Raw genomic sequence first — 16,840 nt, forward strand, 5'->3', positions numbered from 1 at the left:
CAACAACCCGCGCCCCACCCGGCGTTGGGGCCTGCACCCGCCCAGCGTCGAAATTAAACTCTACTATAGCCCGGCGCGCCTCCGCCCCGGCCCGCCCCCCCCCCCCGCCCGAGGCTCAGCCGTCGTGACGGCCGGCCCTCGCGTCATGCGGGGGTCGCCCCCCGGCGGCTAACCCTCCAGGTCGACGCGGCGGCCCATGTCGGCGCCCACCTCGCGGCTGATGGCGTCGACGAGCTGGGGCGCGATGGCCGAGTCGACGGTGAGCGCGATGAGCGCCTTGCCGCCCTTGGCGTCACGGCCGACCTGCATGCCGGCGATGTTGACCTGCTCGTCGCCGAGCAGCTTGCCGACGGCGCCGACGATGCCGGGGCGGTCGACGTAGGAGAAGAACGCCATGTGCTCGGTCGGGACGAGCTCCATGTTGTAGCCGTTGATCTCGATGATCCGCTCGGCGTGCTTGGGGCCGGTGAGGGTGCCCGACACCGACACGACGGAGCCGTCGGACATGGTGCCGCGCACCTGCACGACGTTGCGCCAGTCGGGGCTGTCCTCGCTGGTGGTGAGGGTGACCTCGACGCCGCGGTCGCGGGCCAGCAGCGGCGCGTTGACGAAGGTCACGGCCTCCTCGATGACGTCCACGAAGACGCCCTTGAGCGCGGCCAGCTCCAGGACCTTGACGTCGTGCTCGGCGATCTCGCCGCGGACCACCACGTCCAGCCGGACGGGGACGCCGCCGGCGAGGGCGGTGAAGATGCGGCCGAGCTTCTCGGCGAGCGGCAGGCCGGGCTTGACGTCCTCGGCGACGGCGCCGCCCTGCACGTTCACCGCGTCCGGGACGAACTCGCCGGACAGCGCGAGCTTCACGGAGCGGGCGACCTGGGTGCCCGCCTTCTCCTGCGCCTCGTGGGTGCTGGCGCCGAGGTGCGGGGTGACGACGACGCTGTCATGGTGGAACAGCGGGCTCTCGGTGCACGGCTCGGTGCTGAACACGTCGATGCCGGCGCCGGCGACGCGGCCGTCCTTGAGCGCGAGGTCGAGGGCCGCCTCGTCGACGATGCCGCCGCGGGCGGCGTTGACGATGCGGACGGACGGCTTGACCTGCTGGAGCTCGCGGTCGCCGATGAGGCCGAGGGTCTCGGGCGTCTTCGGCAGGTGGACGGTGATGAAGTCGCTCTCGCGGAGCAGCTCGTCGAGCGTGACGAGCTTCACGCCGAGCTGCGCGGCGCGGGCGGCCTGGACGTAGGGGTCGAAGGCGATGACGTTCATGTCGAACGCGGCGAGGCGCTGGGCGACGAGGACGCCGATGCGGCCGAGGCCGAGCACGCCGACGGTCTTGCCCTGGAGCTCGACGCCGGTGTACTTGGAGCGCTTCCACTCGCCCTGCTTGAGCGCGGAGTGGCCCTGCGGCACGTTCCGGGCGGTGGCCAGGAGCAGCGCGATCGCGTGCTCGGCGGCGGTGACGATGTTGGACGTGGGCGCGTTGACGACCATCACGCCGGCCTTGGTGGCGGCCTCCACGTCGACGTTGTCGAGGCCGACGCCGGCCCGGGCGACGACCCGGAGCCTCTTGGCGTGCCGGAACACCTCGGCGGTGACCTTGGTGGCGCTGCGGACGATCAGGGCGTCCACGTCGGCGACGGCGGGCAGCAGTTGTTCTTTGTCGCTGCCGTCGACGTGGCGGACGTCGTAGTCGGCCTCCAGGACGGCGATGCCGGCCGGGGAGAGTTCTTCTGCGACGAGGACGACGGGCTTGCTCAAGTGGAAACAGTCCTTCGAGAAAAGTAGGTGTTCGTGTGCTGTGCAGGTGAAGTCGCGAGTCACCTCGTCGTGCCCTCGCCCCCTCCGGTGAGTCTATAACCCGGGGGCGGCGGGGGTTCGCGGCAGGGAAAGACCCGTCAGTAACTCCTGTTCGTCCTGCGTTGTAATGATTCGTCAGGCGGCGTTCGGCTCCGGCACGGAGGCGAGCACGGACGCGACCCGCTCGGCGTCGCCGACGTGCACGTGCGGGACGTCCACGAACACCCGCAGCGGCCCGGGCGGCAGCCCCAGCTCGTCGGCGACCTGGACCTGCACCTCGCGGAGCGGGATGTAGGCCAGGTAGGCGCGGTGGACGTTCTGCGACCGGAACATCGCCGTCATGATCAGACGGTAGCCGCGAATGCGGAACGACAGCGCGGTGAGCGCCGGCAGCCCGTCGGCCGGCTCCCCCGGGATCGTGAGCGAGATCCAGGCGCTGGTGGTCCACGGCCTCGCGCGCAGCAGGTCCACCACCCACCGGATCTGGTCGTGGCCCTGCAGGTCGTGCAGCCGCGGCCAGAACCGCCCGCGGACGACCCGGCGGGTGCGCTCCTGCGCCCGGCGGACCAGGCGCGCCCGGTCGCCGTACTCGCGCAGGATCGGGTCCTCCCAGCTCAGCGAGCAGATCTCGAACAGCAGCGGCGGCCCCTCGATGATGGGCCCGCCGTCCTCCAGCCCCGCCTCCCCGGCCGCCCACACGTGCCGCAGGACGCCGATCCACGCCCGCCCGCACGTCTCGAAGCGCCGGACGTCCCGGTCCTCCCGCCCCGGCATGTCCTCCCGCCCCGGCATGTCACGGCTCCCCGCCGTGACCGGTTCCCCGGCCCGCCGCGCGGATCGTCGGGGATTCGCCTGCCCGTCGCATTGCCCGCCGGACGAGAAATTCCGGGCCACCGCCCACCGGTGCCCTCGCCTCGCCGCCGTTCAGCCTCACACCGCTCATGTACACGCCCCAAGGCCCGCTCCGGCCGAGGTCACGGGGTGTTCGCGCAGGCTCTCCTCCCGCGCCGGCCCCGGCCGTAACGGCTTTCTTCAAGTATCTGGCAAAGTACCCAGAAAGGGTAGGGATGATTGGCCGGGAGGCGCCTTCACTCGAATTCTTACCCGTGCGACGATGATCGGTCATCGGACAATCTGTCCAAAAGCCGCGTTTCGCCTTACCAGGCGTTCGCCTTACCGGGGACCCGCCCGCCGGGCCCCGCCTCACCAGGGATCGGGGACGTCCTTGTGCAGGACGACGTAGCCCTCTCTCTGGAAGACCTCCCGGTACCCCTCCGCCTTGAGCCCCTCGACCCGCCGCCGCTGCTCGGCGGGCGAGGCGAAGGGGAACTCCAGCCGCTCCACCTGGGCGATCACCCAGGGCGCGCCGTGCGAGCGGTCGTCCCACAGCAGCACGCGGGCGCGGGACGTCAGCGCCGGGCCGAGGCCGTTCGCGGCCTCGACGAGCGCGCCGTCCGGGATGCGTTCGACGGCCGCGGACGCGGCCCGGACCCGCTCGTTCGGCCGCCACAGCGCGGGGTCGGCCAAATGGCGATAGGCGAAGAACGGCGCGAAAGCGACCGTGACCGCGAGGATTCCCGCCATCGGCGCGGCGGACGGCAGACGTCCCGGCGCGCCTCGCGCGAATCGGGCCCGTCCGCGCAGCCGGGCCGCGCCGTCAGCGGCCGCCAGGACGAGCACGGCGACGATGAACGCGTTGTAGTGGTAGTGGGGCTCCCACCAATTGCTGAACCGGCTGGCGAGCATCCGCTCGGCGAGCAGCGGGACGGCGGTGAGGGTCAGCGGTGACGCCAGCGGCAGCAGGAGCAGCGGGAGCAGCACCAGAGCCATCGTGAGGAGCTTCTGCGGCGGGTCGCCGAGGACGCGGAGGACGTCCCAGGGATGGGTGACGGCGTGCACCGCGGCGTGGGGAAGGTCGGGACCGAGCGCCCCGTACGCCCAGTAGTAGTCGTTGTCCCCGCCGAACGCCGCGACGGCCACCCGCGAGCAGGCCCAGGTCGCGGCGACCCCCGCCGCGACGTAGGCCAGGCCCGCCCGCCGGTCGCCCGGCGGCAGGAGTCCGCGCAGGTCGCCCAGGCCACGCAAACTGCGCCGGCTCTGTCGCCCGCGCCCGGTGGGACGGGTGAGCAGGTAGAGGCCGAAGCCCGCGAGCAGCAGCCCCATGTCCTCCTTCACCAGGAGCAGGGCGAACGCGGCGGCCACCGCCTGGAGCCGCCGTCCCGCGTCGTGCCGCTCGACCATCAGCGCCGACAGCAGCGGCACGAAGGCGACCTCGTGGAAGTCGAAGGCGAGCGCCTCGGCGATCGGCCAGGACAGCGCGTAGGCGCCCGCGGCGCAGTAGGCGGCGCGGGCGCCGAGCCTGCGCTCGGTGTACCGCCAGATCGGCGGGATCGCGAGTGCGAGCAGGACGGCCTGGGCGACCAGCAGGGTCGCGGGTCCGTCGTGGATCCAGTAGAGCGGCGCGAGCAGGGCGAGGAGGGGCGAGAAGTGGTCGCCGAGGATCGAGAAGTCCGGGCCGAAGTCGTTGTGGACGCCCTTGACGATGGCGACCGGCAGGCCGAACCGGCTGTAGGAGCGGATCGCCTGGTCGAAGATCACCAGGTCGTAGCTGCCCGTCCGGAAGGCGCGCAGCCGCATCAGCGAGTACGTCCCGTACAGCAGCGCGCTCGCCGCTACCAGCGCCGCCAGGGCGGCGCGCCGGCGGCGGGCGCCCCCGCGGCCCGCGGAGGAGCCGCCCGCCGGTCCCTGCACCGCCACCGCCTCGACCACGCGCCGGACGCTATCACCAGCGCCGGCGCGTGGTTGAGGGGCCCCGGGCGTCCCTACCCGGCTGTGCGCCGGACCGCGGGGAGGCGGCCGCCGGTCACCGCGCCGGCGACGAGCGCCGCGACGAGCGGGACGCCGATCGCCATCGCGATCAGGAGCAGCCACGGGATGTCGACGATCGTGCCGTGCGGGGCGGCGCCGGTCTCCTCCAGGCTGTCGGTGAGCGGGCGCGTCACCGCGAGGCCGGGGACGAGCCCGCCGGCGATGCCGAGCCAGCAGCCGAGCCCGGCGATGAAGGCGCCCCGGCCCATCGTCAGCAGCCGGCCGGTGCGGGGCCGGGCGCCGACGGCGCGCAGGGTCGCCAGGTCGGGACGGGCGTCCGCGGCGGCGAGCCCGGTGGCGATCAGGGTGGCGCCGAGCGCCAGGGCGGCCGCGGCCCCGCCGAGCATCAGCGTGACGCGCCCGTACGACTCGGTGAAGCCCCGTTCGACGCGCACCGCGCTGTCGCTGGGGCCGAAGGTCCGCATGGTCCTGGTCAGCCGGGCCTGCTCGGCCTTGGTGACCCGGTGGTCGGCGCGGTCGATCCCGAACGCCTCCGTCCGGATGGGCAGGCCCGTCTTCCCGGCGAGCGTCTCCGCGACCTTGGGCGGGACGATGGCCGGCACGTGCGGGTCGCCCTGGGCGGCGACGGCCGGCAGGTCCTTGATCGTCGCGAGCGTGTGCTCCTTGTCGTCGTCCCAGTAGGTCACGGCGGCGCTGACCGTCCCGTGGTCGGGCGGCCGCGCCCGGAACAGGACGATCTTGCCCGCGTCCAGCGCCGAGGACACCGCGGGATCGTCGCGGCCGAGCAGCATCCGGGCCTCCCGGGGACCGCCGGCCACGACCTGCAGGACCTCGGCCTGCGGCCCGGCGCGCTTGACCGAGAGGGAGAGCGAGAGGCACTTCGCGCTGTCCCCGCCCAGGCATTCCCCCCAGGGCCCAGGGAGGGTGCGCAGCGGGACGAGGGGCACGCCCGGCAGGTCGCGCCGGACGGCGGCGGCCACGGCGCCCTCCTGCTCGGCATGCGTCACACGGATCAGCGCCGAGCCGTGGGGCAGCACCGCCTGGTACTCCACCTGCCGCTGCCGGAAGTCGCTGGCGCCCCCGATGGCCAGCGCGGTGACGCCCGCCACGGCCGCCATGATCGCGGCGACCGCGGGCGCGGTGCGGGCCCGGTTGCGGGCGCCGTCCCGGACGGCGAGGCGCAGCGGCAGCGGCAGCCTTGGCGCGAGCCGCCCGGTCGTCTCGACGATCCACGGACCGGCGAGGACCAGGCCGATGATGATCGCCACGGCGCCGAGCGCGGCGCCGAACTCGCGCAGCACCCGGACGCCCTCCAGGGATCCCGCCACGCCCGCCACGACGAGGACGCCGCCGGCGATCGGCAGGCCGCGCCGCGCCCGGCCGGGCGGTTCGCGGCGGCCGGCGAGGGCGGCGACGACGTCCATCCGGCCGGCCTGGCGCGCGGGCACTAGGGCGGCGAGCACCCCGCTGCCGGCGCCGAACAGCATCGTCACGGCGACGACGGTCCACGGCACGGTCAGCGGGCCGAGCCCGTCCGGTCCGGACCCGAGCCGCGCGACGACGGCCGCGGCGGCGATGCCGAGCCCGGCCCCGGCCAGCGCGGCGATCCCGCCGAGGAGCAGGCCGCTCGCCAGGACGACGGCGCGCAGGTGCCGGCCCGCGCCGCCCGACGCCGCGACGAGCGCGAGCTCGCGGCGCCGCCGCCGGACGTCCACCATGAACGCCGGCCCGGCGAGCAGGACGACCTCCAGCACGACCATCGCGACGATCATCGCGAGCACGGCCGACTCGGCGGCGCTCGGGGCGCCGGACTCCGCGTCGGCCCCCGCACCGGCGGTCGAGCGCAGCACGGCCAGGGCGACGACGACGCCGATCGGCAGGCCGATCATGGACAGCACGAGCGCCGTGCGGCCCTTGGCGCGCAGCGCGTCCTGGCGGGCCATGCGCAGCGCGAAGACGTAGCGGTTCACAGGTTCTCCTGAAGGAGGCTCTCGGGGCCGGTGGCACCGGGCGTGGCGTCGACGATCCGGCCGTCGCGCAGGAACACGATCCGGTCGGCCCAGGCGGCGTGCCGCGACTCGTGCGTGACCATCAGGCAGGACGCGCCCGCGTCGCAGCGGGCCCGCAGCACGCGCAGCACGTCCTCGCCGGTGTGGCTGTCGAGCGCCCCGGTCGGCTCGTCGGCCAGGACGAGCCGCCGCTCGCCGACCAGCGCGCGGGCGATCGCGACGCGCTGCTGCTGGCCGCCGGACATCTCGTCGGGGAAGCGGTCGGCCAGTTCGGCGACGCCGACCTCCGCGAGCGCCTCCCGCGCCTCGCGGCGGGCCGTGCGGGCGCGGACGCCGTCCAGCTCGCGCGGCAGCATGACGTTCTCGGCCGCGGTGAGGCTCGGGATGAGGTTGAGGTCCTGGAAGACGTAGCCGACGCCGCGGCGGCGCAGCGCGGCCCGCCCGGCCCGGCCGAGTCCGGCGAGGTCGGCGCCGTCCACCAGGATCCGGCCGGCCGTGGGATGGTCGAGCCCGCCGGCGAGCGTCAGCAGGGTCGACTTGCCGGAGCCCGAGGGGCCCATCACGGCGACGAACTCCCCCGCCGCGACGTCCAGCGTCACCTCGCGCAGCGCGTGGACGAGGGACGGGCCGGCGCCGTGGTCGCGGGACACCTCCCGCATCGCCAGCAGGCTCATCGCCGCGCCTCCTCGTCGACCGGAGCGGGCGCCTCGACCGGGGCGGGCGCGGTGGCCTCGGCGCGGGCGACGTAGGCCTCGCAGTGGTCCAGCCAGCGGACCTCGGCCTCCGCCTGGAAGATCATGGATTCCAGGACGAGCCGCCACGCGCGGTCGCCCTGGTCGGGGGGGACGGCGGGCGCGCCGGCCTTGAGGCGGGTGAGGTCCTGCAGGGTGCGCAGCGTGGCGGTGCGCTGGGTCTGGACGACGTGCGCGGTGTCGACGCCGGGCGTGGTGACGGCCATCGCCAGCTTGATCGCCAACTCGTCGCGGGGGCGGTCGGAGCGGGCGATGGGGGTGGCGAACCACCGCCGCACGTCCTCCTCCCCCGCGGGGGTGATCCGGTAGACGAACCGGCCTTCGTCGTCGGCGTCCCCGCGCGTGACGAGCTCGTCGCGTTCGAGGCGGGACAGGGTGGAGTAGACCTGGCCGATGTTGAGCGGCCAGGTGGCGCCGGTGGACGACTCGAACTCGGCGCGCAGCTGGTAGCCGTAGCGGGGCCCCTGGGACAGCAGGGCGAGCAGACCGTGACGGATGGACATGCCTACCAAGTATGCATACCGAGTATGCGGCAGGCAATACCGAGTATGCATCCGAGACGACACACCGGCCGGTTTTCACTGTGCGCGACGGGTCGGGGCCTTACCGTGACCGAAGTCCCCGGCCGATCAGGAGATGCCCCGTGACCTCGGACAGCACCATCAGCGTCCTGCGCGACGTCCTGCGCGTGTACGACCACCGCTTCCTGGCCCTGGACGGCCCCCAGCGGGAGCGGCTCCTGGAGGGCACCCGCCGCGTCCTCGGCGAGGAGGGGCTGAGCGAGGCCGCCCGCGCGGCGATGCCCGCGTCCGTTCGGCTCAGGGCGTTCTGCATCCAGCACGGCCTGCGCGACGAGCTGGAGCGGCTGATCCGGGACGAGGTCGAGGGGGCCCCGGCGGGCGCGGTCGTGGTCGGCGGCCGGATCTACGCGATGTACCCCTACCTGCGCGGCGTCTCCCGGCAGGACGCCGACATCACCACCGAGGTCGGCGTCGAGCACCGCCTGGAGGCCGTCTGCTGGCAGGGCAGGAAGGTGCGCATCCGCGGGGCCGCCGCCCTCCAGCGCGTCGAGACCGGCCGGACGTCCGTCGACGTCGTCCTGCGGGAACGCTCGTCCGGCAAGGAGCACGGCTTCGTCGCCGATCCCCGCGCGGGCCGGTCCGGAGGGTTCGAGGTCGTCGCCGACCCGGCCGCCGTGGAACCGGGGCGCTGGGACGTGCACGTCACCGCGACCGCGCTCGGCGTCACCCGCGAGGCCCGATTCGGGTCCGTGCGCGCCGAGGGGGTCAAGGCGGCGGCGCAGCGGCGGGCCGTCGGAACCAAGGACGTCACCGTCTACTTCACCAAGGGCGGCCACCTGGCCCTGCTCGTGGCCGAGGTCGCCGAGCCCACCTCACTGCGCGCCAGGATCCGCCGCCGCCTCCGCCGCTGAGCACACGGGCCCGCGCGGCGCCGCCGGGCATGCGAAGGCGCGGGGACCGCGCACCGGTCCCCGCGCCGTCACGGAACGGCTCAGTCGTTGAGCCAGCTCATCATCGGGCGCAGCTCGGCGCCCGTCTTCTCGATCGGGTGCTGCGCCAGCTCCTCGCGGTACTGCGTGAACTTCTTCTGGCCGCCCTCGAACTCGTCCACCAGCTCCTTGGCGTACTCGCCGGACTGGATCTCGCCGAGGATCTTCTTCATCGCGGCCTTGGTCTCCGGCGTGATCACGCGCGGGCCGCGGCTGTAGCCGCCGTACTCGGCGTTGTCGGACACCGACCAGTACATCTTGGACACGCCGCCCTCGTACATCAGGTCGACGATCAGCTTCATCTCGTGGAGGACCTCGAAGTAGGCGACCTCCGGCTGGTAGCCGGCCTCGGTCAGCACCTCGAACCCGGTCTTGATCAGCTCGGAGACGCCGCCGCACAGCACCGCCTGCTCGCCGAACAGGTCGGTCTCGGTCTCCTCGGTGAAGGTCGTCTTGATGCCGCCCGCGCGCAGGCCGCCGATGGCCTTGGCGTAGGACAGCGCCAGCGGCCAGGCGTTGCCGGACGCGTCCTTCTCCACGGCCACGATCACCGGCACGCCGCGCCCGGCGACGAACTGGCGGCGCACGAGGTGGCCCGGGCCCTTCGGCGCCACCATGGCCACGTCCACGCCCTCCGGCGGCTGGACGAGGTCGTAGCGGATGCTGAAGCCGTGGCCGAAGAACAGCGCGTCGCCCTCGACGAGGGCGGGCTTGATGTCCTTCTCGAAGATCTCCCGGTGGTGGTGGTCGGGGGCCAGCAGCATGATCAGGTCGGCCTCCTCGGCGGCCTCCGCCGGGGTGACCACGCGCAGGCCCTCGGCCTCCGCCTTCTCCCGGCTGGCCGACCCCTCGCGGAGCCCGACCCGCACGTCGACGCCGGAGTCGCGCAGCGAGAGCGCGTGCGCGTGCCCCTGGCTGCCGTAGCCGATGATCGCCACGTGCCGGCCCTGGATCACGCTCAGGTCGGCGGCGTCGTCGTAGAACATCTCAGCCACAGTGCTGTTGCCTTTCGTTGGTGTGGTTGGTGCCGCCCGAGGGCGGCGTGCGGGTCGCGGGTCAGGCGCTGCGCTCGATGGACCGCAGCGAGCGGTCGGTGATGGACCGGGCGCCGCGGCCGATGGCCACCATGCCCGACTGCACCAGCTCCTTGATGCCGAACGGCTCCAGGATCCTGATGAACGCGTCCAGCTTGTCGCGGTTGCCCGTCGCCTCGATCGTGACGGCGTCGGGCGCGACGTCCACCACCTTGGCGCGGAACAGCGTCACGGTCTCCAGGACCTGCGAGCGGGTCTCGGCATCGGCGCGCACCTTGACCAGCACGAGCTCGCGCTGGACGGACGCCGAGGAATCCAGCTCGACGATCTTCAGCACGTTGATCAGCTTGTTCAGCTGCTTGGTGACCTGCTCCAGCGGCAGGTCGGCGACGTTCACCACGATCGTCATCCGGGAGATCTCCGGATGCTCGGTGGTGCCGACCGCCAGGGACTCGATGTTGAAGCCGCGCCGGGAGAACAGCGCCGCGACCCGAGCCAGGATGCCGGGCTTGTTCTCCACCAGCACCGAGAGGGTGTGCAGGCTCATCGGGGTCAGTCTCCGTTCTCCCAGTCGGGCGCCATGTCCCGGGCGATCTTGATGTCGTCGTTGGCGGTGCCGGCCGCGACCATCGGCCACACCATGGCGTCCTGGTGGACGACGAAGTCGATCACGACGGGGGCGTCGTTGATCTCCATGGCCTTGGCGATGACCTCGTCGACGTCCTCGGCCTTCTCGCAGCGCAGGCCGACGCACCCGTACGCCTCGGCGAGCTTGACGAAGTCGGGGATCCGCCTGGCCGAGTGCAAGTTCGTGTTGGAGTAGCGGCCCTCGTAGAAGAGCGTCTGCCACTGCCGGACCATCCCCAGGTTGCCGTTGTTGATGACGGCGACCTTGACCGGGATGCCCTCGATCGCGCAGGTCGCGAGCTCCTGGTTCGTCATCTGGAAGCAGCCGTCGCCGTCGATCGCCCAGACCGTGGAGTCCGGCGCGCCGACCTTGGCGCCCATCGCCGCCGGGACGGAGTATCCCATCGTCCCGGCGCCTCCGGAGTTCAGGAACGCGCCCGGCCGCTCGTACTTGATGAACTGCGCGGCCCACATCTGGTGCTGCCCGACGCCCGCGACGTAGTACGCGTCCGGCCCGGCGATCTGCCCGATCCGCTCGATGACGTACTGCGGCGACAGCGAGCCGTCGTCGGGGGTGTCGTAGCCCAGCGGGTACGTCTCGCGCCAGGCGCTGAGCTGGCGCCACCAGTCGGTGTAGTCGCCCTTGCGGCCCGCCTCGTGCTCGTTCTGCAGGGCGACGACCAGGTCGGCGATCACCTCGCGGGCGTCCCCGACGATCGGGACGTCGGCGTGCCGGTTCTTGGAGATCTCCGCCGGGTCGATGTCGGCGTGCACGACCTTGGCGTGCGGTGCGAACCCGTCCAGCTTCCCGGTGACGCGGTCGTCGAACCGGGCGCCGAGCGCGACCAGCAGGTCGGCGCGCTGCAGGGCGCCGACCGCGCCGACCGTGCCGTGCATGCCCGGCATGCCCATGTTCAGCGGGTGGCTGTCGGGCAGCGCGCCCTTGGCCATCAGCGTGGTGACGACCGGCGCGCCGGTCAGCTCGGCGAGCACCTTCAGCTCGGCGGCCGCGCCCGCCTTCAGCACGCCGCCGCCGACGTACAGCACCGGGCGCCGCGCCTGGACGATCAGCCGTGCCGCCTCGCGGACCTGCTTGGAGTGCGGCCGGGTGACGGGCCGGTACCCGGGGAGCTGCAGCGCGACCGGCCACTCGAACCCGACCGTGGCCTGCAGGGCGTCCTTGGCGATGTCGACCAGGACGGGGCCGGGCCGCCCGGTGCCCGCGATGTGGAACGCCTCGGCGATGGTGCGGCCGATGTCCTCGGCCTGGGTCACCAGGAAGTTGTGCTTGGTGATCGGCATCGTGATGCCGGCGATGTCGGCCTCCTGGAAGCCGTCGGTGCCGATCAGCGAGGACGCGACCTGCCCCGTGATCGCCACGATCGGCACCGAGTCCATGTAGGCGTCGGAGATCGCCGTGACGAGGTTCGTCGCGCCCGGCCCGCTGGTGGCCATGCAGACGCCCACCTTGCCGGTCACCATCGCGTAGCCCTGGGCGGCGTGGCCGGCGCCCTGCTCGTGCCGGACGAGGATGTGGCGCAGCTTCCTGGAGTCGAACAGCGGGTCGTACGCCGGGAGGATCGCGCCACCCGGAATCCCGAACACGGTGTCGACGCCGACGTTCTCCAGGGCGCGGACCAGCGCCTGGGCTCCCGTCATCTGTTCGATCGTCATGATTCTGCGGTTCCTTGGGGAGTGAGTCTTGGCTCGCCGGGCAACAAAAAACCCCCGCCGCCGTGGAGCGGTCGAGGGGAGGCGCGCAGGACGGAAAGCTTGGTCAGCCTGCGCGCCGACCAAGTACTACGAGGATGGTGGAGGTGCTCTGCACGTGCCCACTTTCGCCGATGTCCGGCCAACGGTCAAATCCTTGGACGCATTGTCTCATATGTCGAGACGGAGTGTCGTCCGGCAGGGGCGCCTCCCGGCATGACCGCCCCGCGCACCGCGGTCACCCCGGCAGCGGGAGCGGGACGTCGCCCGGACGGGCCTTGCCCGCGAGGTTCGTCCGCACCAGCGACTCGACCCGCTGCGCCGCCATCGGCCGCGCCACGAGGAACCCCTGGCCGCGCGGGCACCCCATCTCCCGCAGCAGCTCCAGCTGCTCGGGCCGCTCGATGCCCTCCGCCACCACGGTCAGCCCGAGGTCGCTGCCGAGCCGCACGATTGTCCGGGTGAGCAGCGTCAGGGTCTCGTCCGAACCGAGCCCCGCCACGAACGACGGATCGATCTTGATGATGTCGACCGGGAGCTGCCCGAGGTAGGCCAGCGAGGCGTACCCGGTGCCGAAGTCGTCGATCGCGAGCCGGACGCCGAGGTCGCGCAGCTGGGACAGGCGCTCGACGTTCTGGTCGGCGTCCTCGACGAGGACCTCCTCGCGCACCTCCAGCGTGAGCGCCTGCGGCGGCAGCCCCGTCTCCGCCAGCGCCGCCGCGACCGACTCCACGAACCGGGGCGCGGCGATCTGCCGGGCGGTGAAGTTCACCGACAGGCCCACGTCCCACGAGTCGCCGCGCCAGCGGGCGACCTCCCGGCACGCCTCCCGCAGCATCCAGTCGCCGAGCGGGATCATCAGCCCGGACTCCTCGGCCAGGCCGATGAACTCCTCCGGCGGCACCGCCTCGCTCCCCCGGCGCCAGCGCAGCAGCGCCTCCACGCCGGTCACGCGGGACGTGGCCAGGTCGACGACCGGCTGGAACTCCACGGAGAACTGCTCCTCGGCGAGCGCCGCCTGCAGGTCGCTGCCGAGCTCCAGCCGCCGGACGACGTCGGCGTGCATGTGCGGCGCGTACACCTCGACGCGCCCGCCGCCGAGCTCCTTCGCGCGGGCCATCGCGAGGTCGCCGTTGCGGATCAGTTCGGCGGCGCTGCGGCGGAGCCTGCGCCCCGCGTCCGATCCGCCGCCGTTCGGCTGCTCCGCGTCGGCGGCGAAGGCGATGCCGACACTCGCCGTCAGCACGATGTGCTTGTTGCCGACCTGGTATGGGTCGACCGAAAGCACGCGAAGGAGCCGACCGGCCAGTTCGACTGTGGCGCGCGTCTCACGGTCGTCCGGCGGGAGCTGCACCAGGACCGCGAACTCGTCGCCGCCCCACCGCGCCACCGTGTCGTCGGCCTGGACGTTCGCGCGCAGCCGCCGGGCCGCCTGCGCGAGCACCTGGTCGCCGGCCGCGTGGCCGTCGGAGTCGTTCACGGCGGTGAACCCGTCGATGTCGACGAACACGACCGCGGCCTTGCCGCCGGACGCCTGCCGCGACAGCACCTCCCGCGTGCGCTCCTCGAAGTACGACCGGTTCGGCAGGCCCGTCAGGCCGTCGTGGAAGGTCAGATGGGCGACCTGCCGTTGCAGCGCCGCCCGCTCGCTCAGGTCGCGGGTGGTGACCAGCAGCCGGGACGGCGCCCCGCCCGACCCCTTGTAGCGGGAGATCGTGGACTCCGTCGGCAGCCATGTCCCGTCGGCCGCGCGCAGCCGGCACGACACGCGCAGCGCGTCCTGCGGCCCCACGTCGGACGGCTCGTCCAGGAACTCGGTGAACACCTGCTGGACGCGCGGCAGGTCCTCCGGGTGGATGATCTCGTTCAGCGGGCGGCCGAGCAGCTCGTCCTGGGTGTAGCGGTAGGTCCGCAGGGCGCCCGCGCTGGCGTGCCGGACGGTGGCGTCGAGGTCGCAGATGAGCACCGCGTCGTCGATGCTCTCCGACAGGGCCCGGAAGTGCTCCTCGCCGGTGTCCACGGCCCGGCGCAGCGCCTCGTTCTCCCGCAGCAGCGCCGCCAGGCGCGCGATCAGCACCAGCGCGGCCGAGCCAGCGGCGATCGAGATCGCCGGCTCCAGGCCGTCGTTGCCGGCGATCGAGTGGCCCGCGATGAACAGCGCGGCCGCGGCGGCCACCGCGGCGGGCGCGAGACCGGGGCCGATCATGCGGCCGCACTCCTCGGCGGGCGCCGCGACGTCCTCGGGGATGTCGTCGACGGGCAGCTCCGGCTCGGCGGCCGGGCCCGTCCACGGCACCAGCAGCAGGAGCAGCAGCCCCGCCAGGCGCAGGATGTCGGACGGATCCTCGGCGGACCCGCCCCCGTCCAGCCGGACGAACGTGGTCACGATGTCGGCCGCCGCGATGGCCGCCAGCGCGCCGTACCCCATCCAGGCGAGGCGGCGGTGCCCGCGCGCGGCGCCGAGCACGAACGGCAGCGCCCCGCAGACGAACACGATGTCGATCAGCGGGTAGAGCAGTTCCAGCAGGAACTCCGGCGGCGACTCCCCCGACCGGTGGTACAGGTTCCCGAACAGCGCCACCCAGCCGAGGACGAACAGCGCGCAGGCGCAGACGTAGGTGTCGGCGGCGTAGCGCAGCCACGTGCCCGCGTCGCGGGGCAGCCGGATCGGCGCGACCAGCCCGATGACGAGCGCGACCAGCGCGACCAGGTAGAACAGGTCGGGCACCGACAGCGACAGGGCGCTGCGGCCGGAACCGTACGCCAGCGCGCCGCCGACCGCGCCGACGAACCAGGAGGCGGCGGCGATGCCGTACCACCGCCAGGACGCGCGCCAGATGCCGCCAGGGGCGGCCGCCGGATCGGCGGACGGCCCGTCGGGGCGCCGGGACGACAGCAGCAGGGAGATCGCGGCGGCGCCCGCGGCGCCGGCCTCGGTCCAGGCGATGAAGGCGCGGCCGCCCCAGCCGAGCAGCGAGCCGGTGGCGTACAGCACACCGACGATCGCCGCCAGGGCGACCGGCAGCGCACGCGGCGGTACCCGCCTGGCGTAGTCGCCGCTCATCGCGCCGCGTCCCTTCCTGCCCGATGGGCTGATCGGCCCTGGCGGAGGCCGCGCCGCGCCAGGGGAGTTGGGGGCCACGACCCTCGCCGCCTGGATAACGGCCCGAAGGTCACGGATGGTGCCCCGCGCCGGATCGGCGCGGACCGGTGGCGAGCGCACCGGCCTCGCCTGCCCGGGGATCAGCGACGTTGCTGCACTACGGGATCACCGTGTCGCTCACTGTACGTTCGGTAGGTCACGGAGCGATTGAGGCTGGGCGACCTTCCCGCGACGAACGGCCTCGTCTCGGATCCGTTTGGGACGTCCGAAAGCCGAACATCCCCGGATCGCCTGCTTGCCCGGGATTACGCTGCGTAACAGGGAACGGTGAGCACCCGGGATCCGTACTACCTGCGGGAGGCGCCCATGCGACAGCACACCATCCTCGCCCCGGTCGTCGTGGCCTCGGCGGCCGCGCTCCTCGCGGCCTGCTCGTCCTCGCCGTCCGGAGGCGGAGAGGGCCGGACCCCGCCGCCGGCGTCCGCCACCCCGTCCGCGACCGGCGGCGGGCCCGGCATGCCCCGCTCCGTCACCGAGAACCTCAAGGTGCCGTGGGCCGTGGCGTTCCTGCCCGGAGCCGACGCGCTGGTCACCGAACGGGACACCGCCCGGCTCCTGCGCGTCACGCCGTCCGGGCGCGCGACGACGGTCGCCACGGTGCCCGGTGTGGACGCGAAAGGTGAGGGCGGTCTCCTCGGCGTCGCGGTGTCCCCGTCTTACGGCACCGACCATTTCGTCTACCTGTACTACACGGCCGCGTCCGACAACCGTGTCGTGCGCGCCACCTATGACGGCCGTCTCAGCGACCTGAAACCGATCGTCACCGGCATCCCCAAGGGCTCCATCCACAACGGGGGGCGCCTGGCCTTCGGCCCCGACAAGATGCTCTACGTCACCACCGGCGAGACCGGCGAGACCGGCATGGCGCAGGACAGGAACTCCCTCGGCGGCAAGATCCTCCGGGTCACCTCCGAGGGCGCCCCCGCGCCCGGCAACCCGTTCGGCACCCGCGTCTGGACCTACGGGCACCGCAACGTCCAAGGCCTCGCCTGGGACGACGCGGGCCGCCTGTACGCCACCGAGTTCGGCCAGGACCGCTTCGACGAGATCAACCTGATCCGCAAGGGCGGCAACTACGGCTGGCCGGTCGTCGAGGGCGTCGGCCACCGCAAGGGCTTCACCGACCCGCTCCTGACCTGGACGACCGACCAGGCGTCGCCTTCCGGCCTCGCCTACGCGAACGGTTCCCTGTGGGCCGCCGCTCTGCGCGGCGAGCGCCTCTGGCAGGTCCCCCTCGACAACGGCAAGGTGGGGCGCCCCCTCGCCCGCTTCCAGGGCCACTACGGAAGGCTGCGCGCGGTCGTCCGCACCCCCGACGGCTCACTGTGGGTGACGACCAGCAACAAGGACGGACGAGGCCAACCCCGCCCAGGCGACGACCGCATCATCGACGTCCCCCACCCCTGACC

General features: G+C 73.2%; 12 protein-coding genes. 2 read left to right on the forward strand and 10 right to left on the reverse strand.

Annotated elements, in window-relative coordinates; genetic code table 11:
- Positions 1-168 precede the first annotated feature (168 nt).
- The 6 genes from serA to ABWI04_RS25955 form a co-directional block, all read right to left on the reverse strand.
- Entirely contained in the window at positions 169-1,758 is a 1,590-nt protein-coding gene (gene serA, locus ABWI04_RS25930) for a phosphoglycerate dehydrogenase (protein ID WP_345174831.1), read from the reverse strand.
- 174 nt (positions 1,759-1,932) lie between these two features.
- Positions 1,933-2,589: a thymidylate synthase family protein gene (locus tag ABWI04_RS25935; RefSeq protein ID WP_353834065.1), complete on the reverse strand. Its 657-nt coding sequence runs from the start codon at positions 2,587-2,589 to the stop codon at positions 1,933-1,935.
- A 411-nt stretch (positions 2,590-3,000) separates the two neighbouring features.
- Positions 3,001-4,566 (reverse strand): DUF2079 domain-containing protein, encoded by a 1,566-nt coding sequence (locus tag ABWI04_RS25940; RefSeq protein WP_353834066.1) that lies wholly within the window; start codon positions 4,564-4,566, stop codon positions 3,001-3,003.
- A gap of 53 nt (positions 4,567-4,619) precedes the next feature.
- Positions 4,620-6,596 (reverse strand): FtsX-like permease family protein, encoded by a 1,977-nt coding sequence (locus ABWI04_RS25945; protein ID WP_353834068.1) that lies wholly within the window; start codon positions 6,594-6,596, stop codon positions 4,620-4,622.
- Positions 6,593-7,309 carry an ABC transporter ATP-binding protein gene (locus tag ABWI04_RS25950; RefSeq protein ID WP_345174825.1) on the reverse strand — a complete coding sequence of 239 codons (717 nt, stop codon included), beginning with the start codon at positions 7,307-7,309 and terminating at the stop codon, positions 6,593-6,595. Before ABWI04_RS25950 ends, ABWI04_RS25945 begins: the two co-directional genes overlap by 4 nt.
- Positions 7,306-7,890 (reverse strand): PadR family transcriptional regulator, encoded by a 585-nt coding sequence (locus ABWI04_RS25955; protein ID WP_353834069.1) that lies wholly within the window; start codon positions 7,888-7,890, stop codon positions 7,306-7,308. The genes ABWI04_RS25950 and ABWI04_RS25955 overlap by 4 nt, the downstream gene beginning before the upstream one ends.
- Before the next feature lie 140 nt (positions 7,891-8,030).
- Here ABWI04_RS25955 and ABWI04_RS25960 point away from each other — a divergent pair, with 140 nt between their 5' ends.
- Positions 8,031-8,819 (forward strand): hypothetical protein, encoded by a 789-nt coding sequence (locus ABWI04_RS25960; protein ID WP_353834070.1) that lies wholly within the window; start codon positions 8,031-8,033, stop codon positions 8,817-8,819.
- Between the two features lie 80 nt (positions 8,820-8,899).
- Here the strand turns inward: ABWI04_RS25960 and ilvC are convergent, their stop codons facing one another.
- The 4 genes from ilvC to ABWI04_RS25980 all read right to left on the reverse strand — a co-directional run bounded on the left by ilvC (position 8,900) and on the right by ABWI04_RS25980 (position 15,332).
- Positions 8,900-9,883 carry a ketol-acid reductoisomerase gene (ilvC, locus tag ABWI04_RS25965; RefSeq protein ID WP_345174821.1) on the reverse strand — a complete coding sequence of 328 codons (984 nt, stop codon included), beginning with the start codon at positions 9,881-9,883 and terminating at the stop codon, positions 8,900-8,902.
- 70 nt (positions 9,884-9,953) lie between these two features.
- Positions 9,954-10,478, reverse strand: a complete 525-nt coding sequence (gene ilvN, locus ABWI04_RS25970; protein ID WP_345174819.1) for an acetolactate synthase small subunit — start codon at positions 10,476-10,478, stop codon at positions 9,954-9,956.
- 5 nt (positions 10,479-10,483) lie between these two features.
- Entirely contained in the window at positions 10,484-12,355 is a 1,872-nt protein-coding gene (locus ABWI04_RS25975; RefSeq protein WP_353834071.1) for an acetolactate synthase large subunit, read from the reverse strand.
- A gap of 151 nt (positions 12,356-12,506) precedes the next feature.
- Positions 12,507-15,332 (reverse strand): putative bifunctional diguanylate cyclase/phosphodiesterase, encoded by a 2,826-nt coding sequence (locus ABWI04_RS25980; protein WP_353834072.1) that lies wholly within the window; start codon positions 15,330-15,332, stop codon positions 12,507-12,509.
- A gap of 405 nt (positions 15,333-15,737) precedes the next feature.
- On the opposite strand from ABWI04_RS25980, the gene ABWI04_RS25985 reads away from it, so the two are divergent.
- Positions 15,738-16,838, forward strand: a complete 1,101-nt coding sequence (locus ABWI04_RS25985) for a PQQ-dependent sugar dehydrogenase (protein ID WP_449719118.1) — start codon at positions 15,738-15,740, stop codon at positions 16,836-16,838.
- Positions 16,839-16,840 lie beyond the last annotated feature (2 nt).

Source organism: Actinomadura sp. NPDC000929, assembly GCF_040492065.1.
GTDB lineage: Bacteria > Actinomycetota > Actinomycetes > Streptosporangiales > Streptosporangiaceae > Spirillospora > Spirillospora verrucosospora.

What these genes read in the sequence shown, in the direction of transcription:
- ABWI04_RS25950 (WP_345174825.1), bottom strand. Translation starts at nt 7,309, where the DNA reads ATGAGCCTGCTGGCGATGCGGGAGGTGTCCCGCGACCACGGCGCCGGC.
- ABWI04_RS25955 (WP_353834069.1), bottom strand. Translation starts at nt 7,890, where the DNA reads ATGTCCATCCGTCACGGTCTGCTCGCCCTGCTGTCCCAGGGGCCCCGC.
- ABWI04_RS25935 (WP_353834065.1), bottom strand. Translation starts at nt 2,589, where the DNA reads ATGCCGGGGCGGGAGGACATGCCGGGGCGGGAGGACCGGGACGTCCGG.
- ABWI04_RS25980 (WP_353834072.1), bottom strand. Translation starts at nt 15,332, where the DNA reads ATGAGCGGCGACTACGCCAGGCGGGTACCGCCGCGTGCGCTGCCGGTC.
- ilvC (WP_345174821.1), bottom strand. Translation starts at nt 9,883, where the DNA reads ATGTTCTACGACGACGCCGCCGACCTGAGCGTGATCCAGGGCCGGCAC.
- ilvN (WP_345174819.1), bottom strand. Translation starts at nt 10,478, where the DNA reads ATGAGCCTGCACACCCTCTCGGTGCTGGTGGAGAACAAGCCCGGCATC.
- ABWI04_RS25985 (WP_449719118.1), top strand. Translation starts at nt 15,738, where the DNA reads ATGCGACAGCACACCATCCTCGCCCCGGTCGTCGTGGCCTCGGCGGCC.